The sequence below is a fragment of the Shewanella colwelliana genome, from assembly GCF_001735525.1.
Lineage (GTDB): Bacteria > Pseudomonadota > Gammaproteobacteria > Enterobacterales > Shewanellaceae > Shewanella > Shewanella colwelliana.
Genome location: NZ_MCBT01000048.1, coordinates 434,442 through 456,145 on the forward strand (window position 1 = coordinate 434,442; position 21,704 = coordinate 456,145).

General features: G+C 44.2%; 23 protein-coding genes. 7 read left to right on the forward strand and 16 right to left on the reverse strand.

Annotated features, from left to right (window positions below):
- The first annotated feature begins 68 nt into the window (after positions 1-68).
- Positions 69-281, forward strand: coding sequence for a hypothetical protein (locus BEL05_RS19845; protein ID WP_069672167.1), 213 nt, complete (start codon positions 69-71; stop codon positions 279-281).
- A 363-nt stretch (positions 282-644) separates the two neighbouring features.
- Positions 645-2,012 (forward strand): DUF4397 domain-containing protein, encoded by a 1,368-nt coding sequence (locus BEL05_RS19850; RefSeq protein WP_245687036.1) that lies wholly within the window; start codon positions 645-647, stop codon positions 2,010-2,012.
- A 38-nt stretch (positions 2,013-2,050) separates the two neighbouring features.
- On the opposite strand, the gene BEL05_RS19855 is transcribed toward BEL05_RS19850, so the two are convergent.
- From BEL05_RS19855 to BEL05_RS19920, 14 genes are all read right to left on the reverse strand, one after another.
- Positions 2,051-2,269, reverse strand: a complete 219-nt coding sequence (locus BEL05_RS19855) for a DUF2897 family protein (protein ID WP_069672169.1) — start codon at positions 2,267-2,269, stop codon at positions 2,051-2,053.
- A 24-nt stretch (positions 2,270-2,293) separates the two neighbouring features.
- Complete coding sequence (gene kdsB, locus BEL05_RS19860) at positions 2,294-3,031, reverse strand: 8-amino-3,8-dideoxy-manno-octulosonate cytidylyltransferase KdsB (protein WP_028761958.1); 738 nt, start codon at positions 3,029-3,031, stop codon at positions 2,294-2,296.
- A 66-nt stretch (positions 3,032-3,097) separates the two neighbouring features.
- Positions 3,098-4,168, reverse strand: a complete 1,071-nt coding sequence (kdnB, locus tag BEL05_RS19865; protein WP_069672170.1) for a 3-deoxy-alpha-D-manno-octulosonate 8-oxidase KdnB — start codon at positions 4,166-4,168, stop codon at positions 3,098-3,100.
- A gap of 86 nt (positions 4,169-4,254) precedes the next feature.
- Entirely contained in the window at positions 4,255-5,439 is a 1,185-nt protein-coding gene (gene kdnA / locus BEL05_RS19870; RefSeq protein WP_028761956.1) for an 8-amino-3,8-dideoxy-alpha-D-manno-octulosonate transaminase KdnA, read from the reverse strand.
- Between the two features lie 194 nt (positions 5,440-5,633).
- Positions 5,634-6,251: a carbonate dehydratase gene (gene can, locus BEL05_RS19875; protein WP_069672171.1), complete on the reverse strand. Its 618-nt coding sequence runs from the start codon at positions 6,249-6,251 to the stop codon at positions 5,634-5,636.
- A 170-nt stretch (positions 6,252-6,421) separates the two neighbouring features.
- Complete coding sequence (locus BEL05_RS19880) at positions 6,422-7,252, reverse strand: alpha/beta fold hydrolase (protein ID WP_069672172.1); 831 nt, start codon at positions 7,250-7,252, stop codon at positions 6,422-6,424.
- A 28-nt stretch (positions 7,253-7,280) separates the two neighbouring features.
- On the reverse strand, positions 7,281-7,961 hold the full coding sequence (locus BEL05_RS19885) for a M15 family metallopeptidase (RefSeq protein ID WP_028761953.1): 681 nt from the start codon (positions 7,959-7,961) through the stop codon (positions 7,281-7,283).
- Positions 7,955-9,085: a succinyl-diaminopimelate desuccinylase gene (gene dapE, locus BEL05_RS19890; protein WP_028761952.1), complete on the reverse strand. Its 1,131-nt coding sequence runs from the start codon at positions 9,083-9,085 to the stop codon at positions 7,955-7,957. The genes BEL05_RS19885 and dapE overlap by 7 nt, the downstream gene beginning before the upstream one ends.
- Positions 9,085-9,426, reverse strand: coding sequence for an ArsC family reductase (locus BEL05_RS19895; protein ID WP_028761951.1), 342 nt, complete (start codon positions 9,424-9,426; stop codon positions 9,085-9,087). Before BEL05_RS19895 ends, dapE begins: the two co-directional genes overlap by 1 nt.
- A gap of 194 nt (positions 9,427-9,620) precedes the next feature.
- Positions 9,621-10,130, reverse strand: coding sequence for a PTS glucose transporter subunit IIA (gene crr, locus BEL05_RS19900; RefSeq protein ID WP_069672173.1), 510 nt, complete (start codon positions 10,128-10,130; stop codon positions 9,621-9,623).
- Positions 10,131-10,194: 64 nt separating this feature from the next.
- Positions 10,195-11,904, reverse strand: a complete 1,710-nt coding sequence (ptsP, locus tag BEL05_RS19905; RefSeq protein WP_069672174.1) for a phosphoenolpyruvate--protein phosphotransferase — start codon at positions 11,902-11,904, stop codon at positions 10,195-10,197.
- Between the two features lie 11 nt (positions 11,905-11,915).
- Positions 11,916-12,173 carry an HPr family phosphocarrier protein gene (locus BEL05_RS19910; protein ID WP_028761948.1) on the reverse strand — a complete coding sequence of 86 codons (258 nt, stop codon included), beginning with the start codon at positions 12,171-12,173 and terminating at the stop codon, positions 11,916-11,918.
- A gap of 25 nt (positions 12,174-12,198) precedes the next feature.
- Positions 12,199-12,594, reverse strand: a complete 396-nt coding sequence (locus BEL05_RS19915) for an ACT domain-containing protein (protein ID WP_028761947.1) — start codon at positions 12,592-12,594, stop codon at positions 12,199-12,201.
- 111 nt (positions 12,595-12,705) lie between these two features.
- Entirely contained in the window at positions 12,706-14,343 is a 1,638-nt protein-coding gene (locus BEL05_RS19920; protein WP_069672175.1) for a methyl-accepting chemotaxis protein, read from the reverse strand.
- A 338-nt stretch (positions 14,344-14,681) separates the two neighbouring features.
- On the opposite strand from BEL05_RS19920, the gene BEL05_RS19925 reads away from it, so the two are divergent.
- Entirely contained in the window at positions 14,682-15,377 is a 696-nt protein-coding gene (locus tag BEL05_RS19925) for a DUF3334 family protein (protein ID WP_069672176.1), read from the forward strand.
- Positions 15,378-15,443: 66 nt separating this feature from the next.
- The gene (locus tag BEL05_RS19930) at positions 15,444-16,463 is read left to right on the forward strand and encodes a LacI family DNA-binding transcriptional regulator (RefSeq protein ID WP_069672177.1); all 1,020 of its coding nucleotides are present in this window, start codon (positions 15,444-15,446) and stop codon (positions 16,461-16,463) included.
- Here BEL05_RS19930 and BEL05_RS19935 read toward each other — a convergent pair.
- Positions 16,452-17,078, reverse strand: a complete 627-nt coding sequence (locus tag BEL05_RS19935; RefSeq protein ID WP_028761943.1) for a 3'-5' exonuclease — start codon at positions 17,076-17,078, stop codon at positions 16,452-16,454. The genes BEL05_RS19930 and BEL05_RS19935 overlap by 12 nt on opposite strands.
- 87 nt (positions 17,079-17,165) lie before the next feature.
- Positions 17,166-19,250, reverse strand: coding sequence for an elongation factor G (gene fusA, locus BEL05_RS19940; protein ID WP_028761942.1), 2,085 nt, complete (start codon positions 19,248-19,250; stop codon positions 17,166-17,168).
- Positions 19,251-19,670: 420 nt separating this feature from the next.
- Here fusA and BEL05_RS19945 point away from each other — a divergent pair, with 420 nt between their 5' ends.
- The 3 genes from BEL05_RS19945 to BEL05_RS19955 all read left to right on the forward strand — a co-directional run bounded on the left by BEL05_RS19945 (position 19,671) and on the right by BEL05_RS19955 (position 21,654).
- Positions 19,671-20,039, forward strand: a complete 369-nt coding sequence (locus BEL05_RS19945) for a hypothetical protein (RefSeq protein WP_069672178.1) — start codon at positions 19,671-19,673, stop codon at positions 20,037-20,039.
- Entirely contained in the window at positions 20,029-20,550 is a 522-nt protein-coding gene (locus tag BEL05_RS19950) for a GreA/GreB family elongation factor (protein WP_245687037.1), read from the forward strand. Before BEL05_RS19945 ends, BEL05_RS19950 begins: the two co-directional genes overlap by 11 nt.
- A gap of 147 nt (positions 20,551-20,697) precedes the next feature.
- Entirely contained in the window at positions 20,698-21,654 is a 957-nt protein-coding gene (locus BEL05_RS19955) for a transporter (protein WP_245687038.1), read from the forward strand.
- The last annotated feature ends 50 nt before the right edge of the window (positions 21,655-21,704 follow it).

Below are 21,704 nucleotides of genomic sequence, written 5' to 3' on the forward strand. Positions count from 1 at the left end.
CTATCACGTATATAGACATTAAAAGGCCTCATGCCGTTCAAAACATGTTTAAAGGAAATTAGTAGAAGATGGAGAAGAGTAAGGCGGGTAAGTCATGGTTCGTGCATTATTTGGCTTTTCTTATTGCGTTAAGCCTAGTTGATACCATTTATTCCTCTTTGGGCATTGGTATTGAGTCAAACTCAACGCTTATTTTTATCTCTTTGGTGTTAGTTAAAGCTGTCGTCATTATCCTGTTTTATTATCCCATTTTTAAGTTTTTCGTCTGGTTGTATTCTTAATTAAAGATACTCGGCTACCAAACACCAAACACCAAACACCAAACACCAAACACCAAACACCAAACACCAAACACCAAGCTGTGGGTATATCTACGCAACTCTGCACGTCATCGTTTAGTGCTAGTTAGCAGGATTAAACATTCTAATTGCTTATGGTTAGTCATTAATGCCCAATCAAAGGTTTAGCATTAAATCCCTTGAGTTTATAGGCTGTTGAAACAGTTTTTCATAACTTTTCATTAAATCGCTAAAGCCAAATTTATTGGGGATAGCTTTAACAGCGATTACCTTAACTGACAGTTATTGACGTAAAAAGTTTGTCATAAGTAGTGATAATGTCACTCACCTGTTAAGGAAATTATTTTGAAATTTAAAACTGCTTTTGCGCTAACGAGCCTTTCGCTGCTTATCCCTGTATTGTCTGCTTGTGGCTCTGATGAAGATACGTCAGACAGTGCAACCTATATTCAGTATTACAACGGTTCCCCCAATAGTGTCGCCACGGCACTGATATTAGATGACTATGAGTATGCGAGGGTCAATTTTGCCGATTCTCTTCCCCGTTATTCATACACTACGGGTAACAGCGACTTACAAGTTACGGGCGTAGATGAGTTGGGAGAAGACATGATATTGCATGAGTTGTCGGTGAGTTTAAGTGATGGTGATAACCATCTATATATGCTGGTGGGTGACTATGATGCATCTGAACTGATCGATATTTCATATCGCAGAGAGGAGATGGATGAACTTAATAGTGATATAGATAACGATTACAGTAAGATGCAAGTCGTTGTGATTAACGCTGCGATGGATACGCAGACCTTTGATGTTTATCTGGGTAAAGAGGGGGAGGCGATTACCGCAGCGACATTGATAGATTCGCTAGGTTATAAAGCCTTCTCTACTGAGCAGATGTTCGACACGGGAGAGTATCGACTCTACCTAACAGCGGCGGGACAAACCGAGGTACTTTTTGAGACCTCGACTTTGGATCTGACTACCAATACGGTATATAAACTTGTGATAAGGAATAGTTTTGGTCCGGGCGAGCCCAAAATTACAATCGACAATGTGGATTCAACGGGAACACCGATAGCGTTTGCCAATATCAATGCCAACGCAGAATTTAGAGTCTTCAATGGCCTAAGTAGCCTGCAAGCGATTGATGTGACCTTAACGAGCCCGGGAGCTTCGATTAATCTTACACAGTTACCCGTTAATACCTTAAGTGCTTTTGAGTCGATTGATTTCAGTGATTATGGGGTCAGTGTTACTCAAACTGCTGATGAGCAGTTACTGGCTAATAATTTACTAGTGACCTTTAATCAGGATGAGAGTAAAACCTTAGTGATTTTTGATACCCAAGAGGGTGAAACTAAAGGCATGACCTTAACCCATGATTTACGGCCTTCTCCTTTTTATCATACTGTTAATTTTGCCAATTTGGTCGATAAATATGACCGTTTAGACGTCTATTTTGTGCGGAGTAATGAAACCATTGAAACGGCAGAGTACAAACTGAGTTATGTTGAATTTACTGAGTTGGTATCGATCGAATTGCCATCAGATGATTATGATATTAGTGTGGTACACAGTGATAGTAATGGTACCTTAACCCTTCTTTACCAATCTGACGCGGTCAGTATCAATAAGAGTGGCGACTATACCATGCTACTAACTAACGATATGACGCAGCCACTTGGCTATCGTGTGACAAGTTTTCAGTAGCAATCAAAAAAGGCTTACCTGTGAGGTAAGCCTTTATTTTATTGTTTATCGTCGTTGGGACCGGGGGACGTGGACGTTGTAGATGATTCAGCTTCCTGTTTAGCACTATCATCAGTGGTTTTGGCTTGAGACTTTTTGGTTGGCGCTTTACCAAACTGCGGCATCTTAAATTTTGCACTGTATTTCAATACGGCAATGTTGCTTGCAATGACGCCTAACACCAAAATAATAATGAGCCAGGCTTCTAGGTTAGACATCATCTCTCTCCAGTACTCGACAGTTTAGTCGACGGCTAATCGTGCTTCGCAGACACGAATATCTTCAGGTGTGTCGACTTCTGGTGAGTCGAAGGCACTAATGGCGACCTTAATCTTGTAGCCATGTTCAAGCGCACGTAACTGTTCAAGTTTTTCAAGATCTTCCAAGCGGCCTAACGGTAACTTGGCAAAGGTCGATACAAATTCACGCGTATAAGCGTATACACCTAAGTGTTTATACACAGGGTAATCATCGGTATCACGGCCAAAGGGAATACGTGCACGGGAGAAATAAAGTGCATTAAACTCATTGTCAAACACCATTTTGACATGTTTAGGATCGTTAAGCTCACACTCTTCGGTTATCTCAAAGCCCAAAGTTGCCATACCAAATTCACCTGGGTGGCGTTTAAAGAGAGTGATGATCTGCTCAATTGAAATAGGGTCAATTAGCGGCTGATCGCCTTGTAAATTGATAACGAGATCATCGTCCTTGAGTCCGAGCTGGGTGATTGCATCTTCAATACGGTCTGTACCGGATGCCGCTTCAGCACTAGTCATTACAACTTGGCCACCAAAACCCTCTACGGCATCTTTAATTCGCACATCATCGGTTGCGACATAGATAGCTGTTAATCCTTTTGCTAATGAGGCGCGCTCATAAACATGTTGGATCATTGGCTTGCCGTTAATCGGTGCTAAGGGCTTGCCTGGAAATCGGCTTGAACCGTAGCGAGCAGGGATTAACAGAGTCACATTCATTGGATATACCTATTTAAAAATTAAAACTTTGATTAAAAGGGCCTGATTGAGCCCTTACAATGCCGATTAGATGCGGCGGAACAGCTTAGTTAGCATCTCATCGGTCACTTTCTCTTCCCAGCCAGCACCGTAAACATTGTCCCATAACGGGCCCATGCTCTTAGTTACTGCAACCATCTTAGCGATCGTCTCATCGGGCAGGTCTTTACAGATGTTTTTAGGCAACACAATGTTGTGTTTATCCATCATCTTGCGGAATTCTGCGACGCCTTCTGGGTAAAACTCTTCTAGCACATCAAAGGCTAGGCAGTTACCGATACCGTGATGGTAACCCAGTACATAGCCTAGACCATATGAGACAGCATGACAGGCACCGACTTGACTGTAAGCGATACTCATACCGCCCATGTATGATGCCATCATTAACTTGTCATCTTTTTCTGGATGATCGTCTAGGTAGACTTGACGGCAAAGGTCCATCGATTTCTCTGCAAAGGCTTTTGCAAATTCGTTCAGGTAAGTACCTTCCAATGACTCAACACAGTGGATATAACAATCCATACCAGTATAGAACCACTGATCGGTCGGCACGCCATCGATAAGCTCAGAGTCCATGATGATCTGATCGAACACTGTGTAGTCAGAGTTAAGGCCGAGTTTACGCACGGGTCCACACAGTACAGCAGTACGCGATGCTTCAGCACCAGTGCCCGATACTGTCGGGATGCCGATGTGATGGACCGCAGGGAACTTAATCAGATCCCAGCCCTGATACATGGCAGAGCCACCAGGGTTGGTTAACATAAGTGACACGGCTTTGGCCAAATCAAGTGTCGAGCCGCCACCTAAACCGATAATACTAACAGGCAACTTATTGTTAAAGTGCTGAACTTGTTCAGTCAATGCATCGACTTGTTTAGTTGTCGGTTCATCGTCGACATTGACGTAGATAACTAGGTCATGTGCTTTAGCTGGAACACGGTCTGCAAGAGGCTTAGTTTGGTGTACATCGTCAACCAAAAATACGACAAAGTCTTCTGCTTCAGTACGTTGCTCACTGAGAACTTGGTCAAGCTGGGCAAAAGAACCACGACCGAAAATCATTTTTGGGACGCATTTAAAATTTTTAAAACTCATTACAACACTCTCCATTGAGACTATTACTGTAAAAAGTACAATCGCGCCTGAGCAAGCTCAAGCGCGATACGAAATTCAGATTGGATTTAAGCAAATGCACGCTTAATGTTTTCGATGCGTTGCTTAATCTCATCCTCAGTCCAAGAGAGTTTGATTAACATCGAAATCGTGCGGCTCATGATCGCATCCGATTTTGGCACAGACACCTTAGTGTAGTCAGGTCTGTCTTCAATTAATGTGATCGGTAGAGCTGCAGGCGCCTTAAGTTCTTGAATATGCTTCCAGTTTGACAGGTAGTGCCAGTTGTTCACATACCAGTAGAAGCAGCCATCAACGCCGTTTTCAGCCAATTTTTTGTTAATTTCAATCGTACGTGCTTCTGTTGGCATCATAAAGGTAAGGAAGCCAGCTGAATCCCCTTCTGGATCAGGGATTTCACGGAAGGTGACATCAGCAATGTCTGCCATCGCGTCTTTGATCATCTTCTTATTTTTACGTTGAATGTCGATAATGGTATCGAGTTTTCGTAGTTGAGCTAAGCCCATGGCTGAATTCATTTCTGAGATGCGGAAGTTTAGTCCCATGATAGGGTGGCTTTCAGCACCACGGTCATTTCCAACGTGGTCATGACCATGATCAGAGAACATATGCGCATGATTATAGATGGTCTCGTTGTTGGTGATCACTGCACCACCTTCACCACAAGTGATGGTTTTTACAGAGTCGAATGAGTAGCAACCTACGTCACCAATAGTACCTAGTGCTTGACCTTTATAGCTACCGCCAATGGCTTGGCAGGCATCTTCAAGAATGATGAGGTTGTGCTTTGCACAGACGGCTTTGATCTCATCCATTTTTGCCATAGAACCGCACATATGCACTAGATTAATTGCCTTAGTACGTGGGGTAATTGCGGCTTCAATGCCTTCAGGTGATAGGCAAAGGGTTTCATCAATTTCAGCAAACACAGGGATAGCGCCTGCCATGAATACGGCTTCAACTGATGCTACAAAAGTGAATGGCGGCACAATAACTTCATCGCCCGCACCAATCCCGGCTGCAGCCATTGCAGTCTGCAATGCCGCTGTACCGCTAGATAACAGATGAGCGTGCTTTACATTCATCTTTTCGCAAAGTAGTTGCTCCATCTCACGCGTTTTCCAGCGGTCATTACGCATGTGATCAAAGTTATAACGGAAGGTAAACCCGTTCTCCATTACGTCTGCAACTTCCTGCTTCTCTTCAGGACCAAATAATTCAAAACCAGGCATGGAAAATTTCCTTAGCGTTCGCTGCGCATATCGCGCGAAAAATAAAACATAGCGAATTATAAACGGGATAGCGACAAAACTGCGATGTTTATTAAGGAATATTTACCTAAATTGGTGGCTTTTTGTGGTGATAGCTTAATCGATGTGCGAAATAGCCCATATCGATCTGCTTATGGGCTGGGGCGATAGTAGGATTATTCTTGGCGGTTTTTAAAGCTATCGTTGTCGACGGTTACGTCAAGATCAGAGAGTAAACCATTTTCAACGCTATAGATCCAGCCGTGTACGGCAACCTGATGGCCACGATCCCATGCATCCAATACGATGTTGGTGCTGGCTACATTACCTACTTGTTCGATGACATTTAGCTCACAGAGTCTATCGAAGCGTGCTGTTTCATCGAGTTCGACTAATTCTGAGTCATGTAAACGGCGAATATCTCGAATATGGCCCAGCCAGTTATCGATAAGGCCTAGGCGTTCAGTGCCCATTGCAGCTTTGATACCGCCGCAGCCGTAGTGTCCAACAACCATGATGTGCTTGACCTTCAATACTTCTACGGCATATTGAAGCACAGACAAGCAGTTAAGATCTGTATGGATGACCATATTGGCAATATTTCGGTGAACAAAAACCTCCCCAGGCATTAGGTCAATGATCTGATTGGAAGGCACTCGACTGTCAGAACAGCCTATCCACAAATACTCAGGGCTTTGTTGTTGGGCCAGCTGCTGGAAAAAGTTAGGATTTTCTTCAAGAATGCGTCCAGCCCAGCGGCGATTATTATCAAACAGTGGTTTTAATAATTTCATTTTTTAAAATCATGTCTACTAAGAAGTTTTTCTCCGCGACATTCTAACAGCAATTATCGCCAGTGCTGGTCTATTCAGTAGAAAACTGTGCTTCTAACTTGAATTTACCTCCTTGTGCGATGCAGAATCTCACACTACATCGCCAAGGATTGGGCGCTTGGTGTCTGATCTTATAGATGCTTGCTGAAAAAACTACTCAGATGCTGGTTGACAAAGTTGGGCTGTTCTAGCGTTGAAATATGGCCAGCATTGGGAATATGGATGAATTCACTGCCATCAATAGCATCGTGCATTAAGTATCCCTCCAGTATGGGTCTTGGTTTATCTTCAGTGCCAGTCATGATTAAGCAGGGCAAGGTTAAGCATTCGATATCCTCCATGATATCGCGTCGACCAAAGATGATACGACCAAGGCGCGCCAAGGAATCGATGCGCTCAGCACTGATGTCGTTAAGTTGCTGCTTAAATTGCTCAAAGAGTGCTGGTTGGTGTGTGGCAACATCATTAGCGAAAAACAGCGGCGCTATCTGCTCAATCAATGGTGTCGGCAGTTTCCCGGCGGCTTTCATCACATCTAACATCTCATAATACTTTGCGCGGCTGACTTCTGGTTCAAACCCAATAAAGCAGCCCATCATCACTAAGGTTTGCACTCGACTTGGTGCCATCAGGGCTAACTCTGCGCCCCACATGCCGCCCACAGAAAGCCCTAAAACCGAGAATGTGTCGATATCTAGCGCGTCCATTAAGCGCAGATAGTGCCCAGCGAGATGCTTAAGAGAGCGGCAATCTGCTGGTAGCAGGTCAGACTCACCATGGGCCCACAGATCTGGCACAATACAGCGGTAATCTTGGCTCAAGATATCTAGCTGTGGTGCCCACATAGCGCTATCCCAAAGATAGCTATGACCTAATAACAGAGTTGGTCCTTGGCCAATATCGAGGTAACTCAGTGATGCGCCTTCAAGATCAAAGGTGTGTCTGTATTGATTTAAATCCATGTGACTGACTCTATAAAAGTGATAAAGGTTAATTTGAAGGCGACGGGGCGACCCTAAATACATATTCTGCGACTAATTTTTCAAGTCGTGGTAACACAGCCTCTTTAAGTTGCATCGGTTTGGTGGCCAAAATAGCGTTAAGAGTGTTGCTATCAAACTGGCTGAGGCAACGATTCGCCACGGGGAAATAGCTTAAATGCCAAGGCTCAGGGCTTACGCCACTCTTACCTGCTTGGAAGGGTAAGTAAAAGCCAAAGTCTTCACTGTAACGCGCCAGCCATTTAGATAATGAATAGCAGGGACCCCCCGCCTGATATTCATGGCTGACTAGCTGTAAGTCGCGCTTTGTTATCTGGTTGGCATCAAAAATGTCGATGTCAGTACCCCAGTGGTGACGTGAAGTGCCTGGAAGTGCCGACCAGATCAGGATCGCATCGACAAGTTGCTGATCATTGAGCGTTGAGGCATCTAGCGGTTGGGAGTTGCAATCGAGTAACCGTCGCTCTCCACAGGCTTTGGCATTCCAGATAGCCAACTGCCTATCTAAACTTCGGTAGCTTGAACAGATTGCCAAGGCAAAACCATCTTTGGTCGCTGCCGCTTGCATGGCGATAAATTGCTCGGCGGTAGCGTGTTCCATTTTTTGACCTTGATAATCAACCAGCGGCTGATCATCAAGGCCATAAATGGTGGAAAACGGGGTTAGCAAAGTAGTTTTTCCAAGATGCGTTGATACACCAATGCGAGTTGCTCAATATCGTCAACTTTGACGCATTCATTGACCTTGTGAATGGTCGCATTGACAGGACCAAGCTCAATCACTTGTGCGCCCGTTGGCGCGATAAAACGGCCATCGGAGGTTCCGCCAGAGGTTTGAGGATCGGTGTCGCTACCTGTGATCTCTTTGATTGCCGCTTTGGTTGCATCGAGCAGTGGGCCGTCGTCGGTAAGAAACGGTAGTCCGTTATAGATCCAACTGATCTCATAATCAAGGCCGTGAGCATCGAGAATATTGAGTACGCGTTGAATTAAAATTTCTGCGGTGACTTCCGTTGAATAGCGAAAATTAAACATCACCTCTAATGCACCAGGGATCACATTCGATGCGCCAGTACCGCCATTTATGTTAGCTATCTGGAAACTGGTTGGCGGAAAAAATTCATTGCCATTGTCCCATTTCATTCTTGCCAGCTCATCCAGTGCTGGCGCAGCCTTATGGATAGGGTTATCGGCTAAGTGAGGGTAGGCGACATGACCTTGAATCCCCTTGATGGTTAGGTTGCCAGTTAAACTGCCGCGTCGTCCATTTTTAACGATATCGCCAAGTTTATGGGTAGATGATGGTTCACCAACTAACGACCATGTGATCTTCTCATTTCGCGCTTCTAAAGTGTCGATAACGCGCGTGGTGCCGTTAATAAATGGGCCCTCTTCATCACTGGTGATAAGAAAAGCGATAGAACCATTGTGATCAGGGTGCTGAGCAATAAATCGTTCTGTAGCGACCACCATAGCGGCTAACGAGCCCTTCATATCGGCAGCACCACGGCCGTGGAGGTACCCGTCGATAACGACAGGATCAAAAGGTGGAGTATGCCAGCGGCTAAGGTCGCCAACGGGCACCACATCGGTATGGCCTGCAAAGCAAAATAGCGGGCCCTCTTTACCGCGTCTAGCCCACATATTGGTGGTATCTTCAAATACCATAGGTTCAATGTCGAACCCAATGTCGCTCAGACGTTGTGACATTACCTGTTGACACCCTTCATCGAGGGGAGTGACAGAAGGCCTGGAGATAAGGTCTTGCGCTAATGTGAGTACGTCTTGTGTCATTAGCTAAATATCTCCTGATATTGCGCTGCATTAAAGCCAACAATGACCCGGTCACCTTGGACCAATACAGGTCGCTTAATCAGTGTGGGGTAGGTGAGCATTAGGTTGATTGCTTTATCTTGGTCGATATCGGTTTTCTCGGTCTCACTTAAGTTTCTATAACTGGTGCTACGTTTATTAAATAGCGTTTCCCAGCCAAGAGTCTCAACCCAGGATTTAACGTCGCTTTCGTTTAGACCATCGATGCGAAAATCGTGAAAAGCGACAGCTTGTTGATTTTCTTCTAGCCATTTACGTGCTTTTTTTACTGTGTCGCAATTTTTAATACCGTATAGGGTCAAAACCGTTTCTCCTTGCCGAGCATGGCTCTTTAATATCTAGATCTTATTTTATTTTGAGCATTGTGGCATTGAGTGAGCCAGGGCTCAAGTGCCTAACGTGATTGGAGTCGTTCAATGAATTAAATTCACACAATGGGCAAAGCTAGCCTGATGGGGAGGCAGTCGTGCTCTGCGTGCACAGAGCACCCTAGCGGCTAAAGCTGAACTGAGAAGATGATATCTTTGCCAGCTTCAATTGAACCATGACGCTTATCAATACTCTTAATATCTTCCATATTGGCCAGTACAACTGGAGTGAGTAAGCTTTCTACGTGGTTTTTTAGATATTCAAGATCAAACTCAATAATAGGATCGCCGACTTTGACTTGCTGCCCTTCTTCGGCCAGGCGTTTGAAACCATTACCGCGCAGTTCTACGGTACCTACACCGAAGTGAACAAACAACTCTAGCCCTTGTGGAGACTCAATACTGAAAGCATGATTAGTTTCAAATATTTTACCAATGGTGCCATCGACCGGGGCAAAAATTTGAGTCCCTTTTGGCGCGATCGCAATCCCATCACCGACAATTTTTTCGGCAAATACAACATCAGGTACTTTCTCTATGGCTACTATCTCTCCTGATACTGGCGCATATACATCTATGCCGCCACTCACTGGTGGCTGACCCGATATCAAACGCCTAATACGGCTAAAAAATCCCATTGAATTGCCCCTTTGATGATACGCTTGTGATCATTTTATTGTTTTTTGCTAGCATACTTAATAATTATGATAAACGACAGTGTGTTAGCAAGACATTTAACTCTTCTATGCGCGATGTCACTAATGCTTGTTGGGCGATGTTGACACATTGTGGGTATCGCCAGTGACTGAGTTCCTGCTTAACTTCCAACAGGGCCGAGAGACTAACACTCAGTTCATCGATGCCTAAACCAATTAATAGTGCTGTAGCGGCAGGATTACTGGCGAGCTCGCCACACATAGATACCGTTACGTTTGCCGTCTTCGCCGCTTCAATACACTGCGCAATAAGCTTTAGGATGACCGGCGATAACACTGGAAACTGCTCGACTAATTGTGGATTAGCTCGATCTGCTGCCATGGTGTATTGGGTTAAATCATTGGTCCCTATACTGATGAAGTCCAGCATAGGGACCATTGAGGGGAGGTTAAACACGGCTGCGGGGGTTTCGACGACTATGCCTAATGACAGTTCGCCAAAGCCTCTTTCATCCTCAACAAGCTGCTGTTTACACTCCTCGATTAACTCAAATACCGCTTCAAGCTCTTCGACTTGATTCACCATAGGGAACATCAAGCGAATGGGTCCGTGGTTCGCCGCACGTAAAATGGCTTTAAGTTGTGCGTTAAACAGTAGTGTATGAGTTAAGGTATAGCGCACGCCTCTGATACCTAAGGCTGGGTTTTCCTCATGCGCCATAGTTAACGCAGGCACTTCTTTATCGGCGCCAAGATCCATGGTCCGTATCGTTAATGGTTTACCATCAAGGAGCTGCACCGCGTCACAATAGCGCTGATATTGTGTCTGTTCATCGGGTAACTCGGCACTGTGCATAAACATGAATTCAGTGCGAAATAGGCCAACCCCTTCTGCCCCCACATCGGCAAGGTGGTTGATTTCGCTAATACAACCAACATTTGCTAGCAGAGCCACACTGTGACCATCTGCCGTTTGGGTCACTTGATCGCGAAACTTTGTTAGTCCGGCTTTTCGTATTAAGGCTTGCTGCTTGAGTTGAGATAAGTGTTGATGGTCTGCCGATGTAGGGGAGAGGTATAACGCGCCACCGATCGCATCGACAGCAACCTGGGCTCCATCAACCAGTTCATCAAATTCCACATTACAGTTCATCAGGGTTGGAATTTCGGCGCTGCGGGCTAAAATCGCAGTGTGGCTAGTTACCCCACCCGTCTGCAACACAATGGCATTGATCCGTTCTAGCGGCAAGATTGCAAATTCTGCAGGGGTAATATCTTTAGTAAATAAGATACAATTTTCAGGGAGTTGGCTGTGAGACGTGCAGTGGCCGTTAAGTATGGTGCTGATTAAACGTTGACCTAAACAGATGACATCATCGGCTCGACAAGCGAGATAGGGCGAGTCCATATCTTTTAGGATTTGTGCTTGTTTGGCGAAGGTGTGCTCTACCGCTAACGCTGCAGAAAATTGCTGATTAGCGATTGTCTGATTGAGTTCAAGTTGTAGCTCTTCATCTTCCAAAAACATCAGATCGGCATCGATAAGCTGATGGTGCTCGCTTGCCTTATCTAGGTGTTCAGCACTGAGTACTATCTGTTTTATTAGAGCGTCTAATGCTGCGGTTAATCGCTGCTGCTCTTGGTGTAACTGAGCGTGTGGGATCAGATGATAATCGAGTTTAGCATGACTGGGTTTGAGCACTTTAGCTTGACCAAATGCTATGCCCGAAGAAACCGCTATTCCTTTAATGATCATCCGTTAACCTTTTAACTGAGGGTTATGAGTAATTCAGCAACATTTTCTACCGCTTGGTGAGCTTGTTCACCCTCAGCGCTTACTGTGACCGAAACACCTTTATACAGACCGAGAGTTTGGAGTTTAAATAAACTTTTGGCACTGGCTATCTTTCCTTGGCATTCAACTAAAATATCACAATCATAGCCTTTTGCCGCTTTAACAAGCAGGGCCGCAGGACGAGTATGAATGCCGTGTTCGGCTGTAATAGTGACTGTTTTTTCTACCATATAATATGTCTCTTACGCAATGAACTCATTCGGCAGGATAATGAATGATCTGATAGTTAGTTTTTTTAAGGGCTTGAATGGCACGTTCAAGCGTATCCTTTTTAACGAGCACATAGTCGGTGTCAAATGTTGATATTGCGAAAATACTAATCTTTGCATTGGCTAATGCTGCCGATACGCTAGCTAAAATGCCTGTCATTGAAAATCCTAACGGGCCAACGACTTCAAAACAGCGCCAATCGCTTTCCTCTTCTAGGCTATCGAGAGCCAGCTCTGCTGGGACAACAATTGATAGTTCATCCTTGGTTTTTCCGATGAAAAACATAGGTTGGTTAAACACTTGTGGATCTATAGTGCTTTGCGGGCTAAAGCTGTGGATACTATATAGCTGAGGGTGAACTGCTAGGGTCATTCTGGCCATGATTGTTCAAATCTCAATAAGACTATTTATTCAGTAAAGACAAGCTTATCACAATTTTACAATAAAAAAGGAGCGGCTTAGTGCGCTCCTTTTTTAGGAAAAAACTGCTGACTAGACTTTAAACTGACTCAATATTTTAGTGCTGGTATTACTGATCTCTTGAAGTGATTCTGCTGCTAACTGGTTACTCTCATTAGCCTTAACTGATACTTCCGATAATTCGGTGATACTGCAAACGTTGCGGTTGATCTCTTCGGTTACTAAGGATTGCTCTTCGGTGGCACTGGCCAGTTGAGTACTCATGTCACTGATATGTGCAATCAAATCTAATATAGAGTTTAGGGATTCACCCACATCTTGTGCCTGAGATTGAAGCTGTTCTGATTGTTTTTGGGTGTCATTGTTGCTGCTCATCACGCTAGACACTCCATTTTGGATGTCTGTGATGATTTTTTGAATCTCATTGGTTGAGTCTTGAGTCCGGTTGGCGAGCGCGCGAACTTCATCTGCAACCACTGCAAATCCGCGTCCATGGGCACCAGCTCTTGCAGCTTCAATGGCTGCATTCAGCGCCAGCAGGTTAGTTTGATCCGCTATACCACGAATAACATCTAAAATACTGCCAATTTGATCGGATGAAACACCAAGGTTTTGGGTAATGGTTTCAGCTGTTTTTAGCTCTTTAACGAGCTTTTGTGTGTTGAGAACTGTGCCATCCATCTGTGTCTTGCTGTCTTGAGCTTGTTGCTTAACGCTGTTTGCAGCGTCAGCAGCTTGTTGAGTACTACTGGCCATTTCATGAGTGGTGGCCAGCATTTGGTTAATGGCGGTGGCAACGCTGCTGGTCTCTTGGTGCAGATGATCAACGCTAGCGTTAGACTCACCAACGGCATTGAATAATCGTTGCGCATCTTGATTTAAGCTGGCTCCAACGGGCTGTAGGTCGGCAACTAGCTGGTTAATCTTGCCGACAAAGCTGTTAAATGCGATGGCCAATTGAACCACTTCATCATTGCCTTTAGTAGGGAGCCGCTTGGTGAGGTCGCCTTCACCTTCGGCGATATCCTTCATTGCATCGATTGCTTGACTAAGGGGTGAGCTGATTGAGTGATTGAGAACGATAAAGAAGGCAAAGATGGGTACCGAGATTAGTAGCATAATCCCGAGGTAGTTATACATTACACTCCAAGTGGTGCTGTTAATGTCGCTCATATATGCGGCGGTTGTCAGTGTCCATCCCCACGCTGGGTAGGAGCGAGCTTCGACTAAGGCGAGGTCTGAGCCATTAGTTTGTGGGTTGTACAGTCCAAACTTCTCTTTAGCAACACCATTTTTTTGCGCTTCATCAATAAGTTGACGGTATGAAGCGCTACTTTGACGGCCATCTAAGCTACTTGCACTATCACCTATCCGTTGTTTCTGTGCGCCATGAGCAAGGATCTGCTGTTGGCTATCAAATAACACAAAATAGTGGCCGTTACCGTGCTGCACCTTACCAACAAGCGCCGCCGCTTCAACTTTTGCTTGCTCGATTGAGATCTCGCCGTCTAATGCCTGCTGTCTATGTGCATCAATGATACTTAGTAGGGTAGAAAGCTGGCCGTCATTTTGCTGCCATTTTTGAATGATGAGGTTATTTCGCTGCTCGTTTATCGAGAAGCTGGCAAATACGAAGGTGCCTACTGCCGCTAGAAATAGCATGAAAATGAGTCGTTGCAAGATGGTAAAGCGTCTGAGAATGGATAGCATTTTTAGCCCTGCCTAAGCTTAGATTCTTAACAAAATTAATATACAGGGACTGTCATATGAATTGAACGAATATCGACTTAATTGGCTGATAATTATCTAAAAGTAGAACTAGCTCACGCTATGTTTTTTATCAGTATAAAGAATGATGCCTCGCAGTATGCTTTGTTAAATTTATGTGAGCTAAATTGAGGCGGCTGGCTTGTAAATGACGTCGATTCAATTACTTATGAATACAATTAGCCAAAAGTAGGGTTTCCTCAAACTAATCTGCTGTTTTTGCTTTGATTTCTACGCAGTTTCAGCGCAAAATGAATCATTAACTCTTTTTGGTTTGTAACATGACTATGATATCTCAAGTGATCACCTCAGATGATATTTTATTAAAACTTTGCCACTCTGTTTCTCATGTGCTGTCTAGCACAACTGCGAGTCAGGTATCCCATGCAGCCATGGTTCAGAGTATTACCAAGACCTGTCTTAAGCCCGATTTAGGTTGTTTTTCAATATTCGATGGCGGCTTTTCTGGCTTAGTTGTTATCAACTTTTCCGCCCCTGCTGCAGTTGAAATTTACCAAGCCTATATGACACAAATGGGAATGCCAGAAGCAGAATTTGCATTTTCTCATACGTCCGATGAAGTCGGGGATGTAATGGGAGAATTGATGAATCAGATTTTGGGTGATTTTATTGTTAAGGTAAATAAAGAGCTACAGACTTCAATCAATCAGAGTCAGCCTAAAATGTTGACCATCAATAAAGAACTAACCATTTCGATTGATACGAATTTAGATGAAGCGGTAGCCAGACGTGTGGCCTTTAAGACGGCAAGGAATCACATCTTCTATTTAGAGTTTGCTATGGATAAAACGGAATTTATTAAACTCGCCCATTTTGAAAATGATGAAGAACATGATCCCGATGCATTGTTAGCGCAACATGGTAGTGGCGCTGGGTCTACAACTTGGTCACAAGCGATTAATGGCACAGTTGTTGTTGATGAAGCTGATGATCTGCTTAAGGAGCTGGGCATATAACTGGGTAATAATCGTTGGCCAGTAATCACTGGCCAACAATTTTAGTGTGAAAGGTAGCCAATAACTATGACAACAAAAGCGACCTCGATTGATATCGCCTACCGGGCGGGCGTATCTCAATCCACTGTCTCGCGGGCCTTAAGAAATAGCCCTTTGGTCAATGAAGAGACCCGACTGAAAGTTCAAGCTATTGCTAAAGAACTAAATTATAAAGTTGATAAAAATGCCAGTAATTTACGCACACAGAGTAGCCTCACCTTGGCATTACTTCTGTGTGAAGACCCCACCAATGATGACTCCTTAATTAATCCATTTTTCCTTTCCATGCTAGGGTCTATTACCCGTGCGACTGCGCAGCAAGGTTATGACTTACTTGTATCTTTCCAGCAACTCAGTAGTGACTGGCATGCCGATTATGAGGACAGTAATAAGGCTGACGGAATCATATTATTGGGCTATGGCGACTATATGGATTATGAGGAGAAGCTCGACAAACTGCGTGAACAAAATACCCATTTTGTCATTTGGGGCCCAGCACAAAATAAACAAGCGGTATTATCAATAGGGTGTGATAATCATCAAGGCGGCGTCATCGCTACACAGCACTTGATTGCTAAAGGGCGTCGACAGCTAGCATTTATTGGAGATGCATCAAGTCATAGCCCAGAATTTCAAACGCGTTATTTAGGCCATAAACAAGCGCTAAAGCGGGCAGGGATCAGCAGCCACAAACAGTTACAAGTCGATGCCATTAGTACCGAAAGTTCCGGCTACGACGGCGCCATGAAACTACTTGAACAAAAGTTGCCATTCGATGCGGTTTTCGCCGCCAGTGATCTAATCGCTATCGGCGCTATTAGGGCACTAAAACAGCAAGGGTTAAGAGTGCCTGAAGATGTTGCTGTCGTGGGCTTCGATGATATTCCTGTGGCAAGCTTTGCTAATCCAGGTCTCACTACGATAAAGCAAAATACAAAATTAGCCGGTGAAATTTTGGTAGACAGTTTACTTAAGTTGATTAAAGGGAAAGAGGTAAGCAACCAACTCATTCCCACCAGTCTCATTGAACGCCAATCATGTGGCTAACTGCCTTTTTATAAACCTATCTAATGCCCCTTTGGGCTGCTGTTGTAATTGCTGCATCAGCTCAAAGCTAACCGTTAGTGCAGGCCATTGTTGCTGTAGTTTTTGTAAGAGTTTTAACCAGAGTTGGGCGGTCATCTCAGCATCGGCGAGCGCCCGGTGAAATACACCATCATGTTCAATATTAGTGTGAGCAACTAAAGTGCCAAGCTGATGATTTGCAGCTTCTGGAAAGACTCTACGTGCAATTAACATCGAACAAGCAAATGAGGTGTTAAATGGGCGATGTAGGCGGTTCAGTTCTGCGATAAGGAAACGTTGATCAAAACTTGCGTTGTGAGCCACTAAGCTACTATTGCCAATGAAATCCGAAAAGTCAGCCATCACCGTTTTGCAACTGGGTGCTTGGCTTAGCATCTCATTACTGATGCCTGTGTATTGTTCTATGAAGCTTGTGACCCGAAAGCCTGGATTCATCAGTTGTTGGAATCTATCTGTGATGATGCCATTTTCAAGTTTTACTGCACCAATTTCAATTGCTCTATCCCCTTGCTGAGGGGAGAGGCCAGTGGTTTCGAAATCCAATACGATAACGGTATCTGCATGGGACACTGACAATACCTCCTTTTACATTCACTCAAACAAAAACCCTAACGATTTGCACCGTTAGGGTTTTGAGTTTAGAAAGTTTACTTAAAAGTAATATTACTTCTTCGCGTTTCTTTCTTTAACTTCAGCGATTACTTTCTCAGAAACGCTGTTTGGACATGGGCTGTAGTGAGCGAATTCCATAGAGAACTGACCACGACCAGATGTCATTGTACGTAGTGAACCGATATAACCGAACATTTCTGAAAGCGGTACGTCAGCCTTGATACGAACACCTGTTACACCAGCGTTTTGATCTTTGATCATACCGCGACGACGGTTAAGGTCACCAATTACGTCACCAACGTTGTCATCTGGGCTGAATACGTCAACATTCATGATAGGTTCAAGAAGTTGTGCACCCGCTTTTGGCATAGATTGACGGAAAGCGCCTTTCGCTGCGATTTCGAACGCAATTGCTGATGAATCCACTGCGTGGAAAGCACCATCAGTCAATTCTAGTTCAACGTCAAGTACAGGGAAACCAGCAACAGTACCAGTATTCATCATGCTCGCGAAGCCTTTCTCGACTGCAGGCCAGAATTCTTTAGGTACGTTACCACCAACAACTGATGACTTGAACGTGAAGCCTGAGTTTTGCTCACCAGGACGAATAACGTAATCAATTTTACCAAATTGACCAGAACCACCTGATTGCTTCTTATGCGTGTAGCTATCTTCAGTAACTTGAGTGATAGTTTCACGGTAAGCAACTTGAGGCTCACCAACAACTAGGTCAACACCGTAAGTACGCTTAAGGATGTCAACTTTAATGTCTAGGTGAAGCTCACCCATACCTTTAAGGATGGTTTCGCCTGAATCTTCGTCAGTTTCTACGCGGAATGATGGATCTTCTGCAATCATTTTACCGATAGCGATACCCATCTTCTCGCTGCCGCCTTTATCTTTTGGCGCAACAGCGATAGAAATTACTGGCTCTGGGAATACCATAGCTTCAAGAGTACAAGGATGTTTAACATCACACAGAGTGTGACCCGTTTGCACGTTCTTCATACCAACGATAGCGATAATGTCACCAGCTTGAGCTGAATCTAATTCGTTACGCTCATCTGCTTGCATCTCAACCATACGGCCAACACGCTCAGTTTTACCTGTAGCAGAGTTAAGGATGGTGTCACCCTTCTTAATGCGACCAGAGTAGATACGTACGAAAGTTAGGGCACCAAAACGGTCATCCATAATCTTGAATGCAAGCGCTTTTAGTGGCTCGTCTGCAGACACGATAGCGTGTTCGCCAGTCTCGTTACCTTCTTCGTCGGTAAGTGGCTGTGGATCAACTTCGTCTGGAGCTGGTAGGTAATCTACAACAGCGTTTAGTAGCAGCTGCATACCTTTGTTCTTGAACGCAGAACCACAGTATGTAGGGAAGAATGCTAGATCACGAGTACCTTTACGGATGCAACGGTTGATCTCTTCGATAGATGGCTCTTCGCCTTCCATGTAAGATTCCATTAGGTCATCGTCTTGCTCTACAGCAGTTTCGATTAGCATTTCACGGTATTCTTCTACTAGGTCAACCATGTCAGCTGGAACATCTTCGATCTTGTAGTTTTCAGCTTCACCAGTCTCGTCCCATATCCAAGCTTTACGAGTTAGTAGGTCAACAACACCTGTGAACTCATCTTCGATACCGATAGGAAGAACCATTACTAGTGGAACGGCAGCTAGAACGTCTTTAGTTTGCTTTACAACGCGTAGGAAGTCAGCACCCATACGGTCTAACTTGTTTACGAAGATGATACGAGCAACTTCAGATTCGTTCGCATAACGCCAGTTGGTTTCTGATTGTGGCTCAACACCACCAGAACCACAGAATACACCAACACCACCATCAAGAACTTTCAGAGAACGATAAACTTCAACAGTGAAGTCAACGTGGCCAGGGGTGTCGATAACGTTAAAACGGTGATCGTTCCAGAAGCAACTTACAGCAGCAGACTGAATGGTAATACCACGCTCAGCTTCCTGTTCCATGAAGTCAGTTGTAGATTCACCATCATGAACTTCACCGATCTTATGAATTTTACCGGTTAGCTTAAGGATACGCTCTGTTGTGGTGGTCTTACCCGCATCAACGTGAGCGAAGATACCAATGTTTCTGTACTTTGATAAATCAGTCATTTTTCTACTCTATTGGAGTTACGTTCTAAAATTCGGGGGGAAGTATATCAATACTTTTAGAATTGTTTTATAGATTTTTATTAAAATCATTCAAAATTGGCCATTAACCGCAGATTTTTTATGTCGTAATAGAAAAACAACTTGCTCCAAAGCCTTGATAATCGTGGTCTTGAACGATTTGTGTACTGTGTTATTAAAGTGGGATTTTGTTTATATCATTTTGTTTATAGGGTTGCGTTTGTCATGACTGATAGTTTTATTATGTGCTTTTATTCGGTTTTATGGACTAGCCTAACGATCAAACGGGTTTTATACCGTAAGGAAGCAAGCGCTCAGTTAACTTTTTTGTTATTGTCGCGGTCGATAGTTTTTAGGCGGTGATCTTACCGTCTGCCGTTTAGTCACACATGGAGTAAATAAGTGTCTATAACTCACAGCGAAAGCATGGCAGTACTCAGTTCATTAGCGTGTCGAACTAACTTCACCATTAAAAAGATCACCGAATATATGTTACCGGCATTGAAAGAACCGTTTTATCTACATGGAGCAGATAAAGAGTGTCAACTTGTAATAAGGCCTGCCTACGAGGTGTTTCTAGCCGATCTTTGTTCTATAGAGGGCGTTGTTCATAAAGAGGGCTATTTTCATAATAGCGAAATGACCCGCTTTCCAAAACGTGTGCAAAAGAGTCTCAACGGTATCCACTACGGTTTGGCGTTTAAGTTTAACGATGCTGACGCATTAACAGGATTCATTAAGCGTTTAATCGCGATTAATAGTGGCAATTAAGTTAGTGTTGCAGATGGACAAGTCTGATATACGAGAAGCTTTGGTTGCGCGGCTAAATACGATGAAGTTGGCGGCTATGAGGGCGGCTAATCAAGCTCGTGAAACGGCGACCCATAGCGAAACCGTTGCTAGAAGTAAGTATGAAACCTTTGGTTTAGAAGCATCGTACTTGGCCCATGGTCAAACGCAACGGGTGGAAGAGTTTGCACGGTCACAGCAAGCATTTAGTGAGCTGACGTTAAGAGAGTTTGATGTGAACACGGCTATCGCGTTAAGTGCCGTAGTGGTGATCCTTGATGAAAAGGATGTTGAGCAAACCTTATTTATTGGCCCAAGTGGAGGCGGTGTGCGCTTTAGTGTAACGAGCAACGTGGGGACTGATGTCGAGATCATGGTTATCACCCCTGTATCGCCACTAGGCGCAGCACTAATTGGCGCCCTAATGAATGATGTTGTCACGATAAGCATCGCCGATACGATAAAGACCTATGAGATAATTCAAGTCTTCTAGTACTGCGTAGCTTAACTAGGACTTATCAACGATATAATTTAACCTTGCTATCAGTCGATTTATCAGTTTTCACTTGATTAACATGGACTACGCGTTAAATTAACGTCTTAATAAAGGTTAACGATAGATGCGGATAACGAGTTTTTAATGCAATCGAATTTTAGCGTGCTTGTGGGCAGTCAGCCCAAATCGTCTGGTAACAGGTGGAGGAAGCTACCCTACGCCGCTGCAATGGTATTTATCGCACTTGGAAGTAAAACTACATTGGCTCAAGATCTTGAGCCGCGTAGTTATACCAATATCCCCATTGATACCAATTTTTTAGCCCTTGGATACCTTCATTCTGATGGCGAAGTGGCACCGTCGCCAGGATCGGCGATTGAAGATGCACAGTTGTCCATAGACAGTGTTGCAATTGGGTATGCCAGAACGTTTGCTTTGGCGGGAAGTAGTGCAAAGTTTGATATGGCTGTTGCTCGCAGTTGCTTTGAAGGCAGTGCGAACCTGAATGGTGAGCGCATTGAGGCTGATCGATGTGGCTATACCGATCCGATTATTAAACTGACATGGAATTTTTTTGGCGCGCCTGCTCTAACCGCTAAATCTTTTGCTAATTGGAACCAAGACATTGTCATCGGTACCAGCTTAGAGGTTGCCCCGCCATTGGGCAGCTATGATCCCGATAGATTACTCAACGCTGGAACCAACCGTTGGACGATTCGACCTGGTGTCGGTATGTCGCAAAAGTTAGGGCGCTGGTATTATAATTTAATGTTGTCGGTGCGCCTGTATGGTGACAACGATGAGTATTTAAAGCGTGGGACGTTGAGCCAAGCTCCACAATATAACTTTCAAGGCCATCTCATTTACACCTTGGGGCGAGGTCATTGGCTATCTCTCAATAGTAACTATTTTATTGGTGGCGAAACCACCAAAAATGGCGTTGATTCAGGGGATGATCAAAACAACTCTCGTTTTGGTGTGACTTACTCTTTTCCCTTGGCAGCTCATCATAGTATAAAACTCAACTACAGTACTGGGGTGATCACCCGTTATGGCAATGATTTTGAGTCCTTTGGCGCTTATTGGCTGTATCATTTTTAACAAAAAGCCAGTCGAGAGACTGGCTTTTTATTTGGGCGAAGTGATTCACT

What these genes read in the sequence shown, in the direction of transcription:
- BEL05_RS19845 (WP_069672167.1), top strand. Translation starts at nt 69, where the DNA reads ATGGAGAAGAGTAAGGCGGGTAAGTCATGGTTCGTGCATTATTTGGCT.
- BEL05_RS19855 (WP_069672169.1), bottom strand. Translation starts at nt 2,269, where the DNA reads ATGTCTAACCTAGAAGCCTGGCTCATTATTATTTTGGTGTTAGGCGTC.
- kdsB (WP_028761958.1), bottom strand. Translation starts at nt 3,031, where the DNA reads ATGAATGTGACTCTGTTAATCCCTGCTCGCTACGGTTCAAGCCGATTT.
- kdnB (WP_069672170.1), bottom strand. Translation starts at nt 4,168, where the DNA reads ATGAGTTTTAAAAATTTTAAATGCGTCCCAAAAATGATTTTCGGTCGT.
- kdnA (WP_028761956.1), bottom strand. Translation starts at nt 5,439, where the DNA reads ATGCCTGGTTTTGAATTATTTGGTCCTGAAGAGAAGCAGGAAGTTGCA.
- can (WP_069672171.1), bottom strand. Translation starts at nt 6,251, where the DNA reads ATGAAATTATTAAAACCACTGTTTGATAATAATCGCCGCTGGGCTGGA.
- BEL05_RS19880 (WP_069672172.1), bottom strand. Translation starts at nt 7,252, where the DNA reads ATGGATTTAAATCAATACAGACACACCTTTGATCTTGAAGGCGCATCA.
- dapE (WP_028761952.1), bottom strand. Translation starts at nt 9,085, where the DNA reads ATGACACAAGACGTACTCACATTAGCGCAAGACCTTATCTCCAGGCCT.
- crr (WP_069672173.1), bottom strand. Translation starts at nt 10,130, where the DNA reads ATGGGATTTTTTAGCCGTATTAGGCGTTTGATATCGGGTCAGCCACCA.
- ptsP (WP_069672174.1), bottom strand. Translation starts at nt 11,904, where the DNA reads ATGATCATTAAAGGAATAGCGGTTTCTTCGGGCATAGCATTTGGTCAA.
- BEL05_RS19910 (WP_028761948.1), bottom strand. Translation starts at nt 12,173, where the DNA reads ATGGTAGAAAAAACAGTCACTATTACAGCCGAACACGGCATTCATACT.
- BEL05_RS19915 (WP_028761947.1), bottom strand. Translation starts at nt 12,594, where the DNA reads ATGGCCAGAATGACCCTAGCAGTTCACCCTCAGCTATATAGTATCCAC.
- BEL05_RS19920 (WP_069672175.1), bottom strand. Translation starts at nt 14,343, where the DNA reads ATGCTATCCATTCTCAGACGCTTTACCATCTTGCAACGACTCATTTTC.
- BEL05_RS19925 (WP_069672176.1), top strand. Translation starts at nt 14,682, where the DNA reads ATGACTATGATATCTCAAGTGATCACCTCAGATGATATTTTATTAAAA.
- BEL05_RS19930 (WP_069672177.1), top strand. Translation starts at nt 15,444, where the DNA reads ATGACAACAAAAGCGACCTCGATTGATATCGCCTACCGGGCGGGCGTA.
- fusA (WP_028761942.1), bottom strand. Translation starts at nt 19,250, where the DNA reads ATGACTGATTTATCAAAGTACAGAAACATTGGTATCTTCGCTCACGTT.
- BEL05_RS19955 (WP_245687038.1), top strand. Translation starts at nt 20,698, where the DNA reads ATGCAATCGAATTTTAGCGTGCTTGTGGGCAGTCAGCCCAAATCGTCT.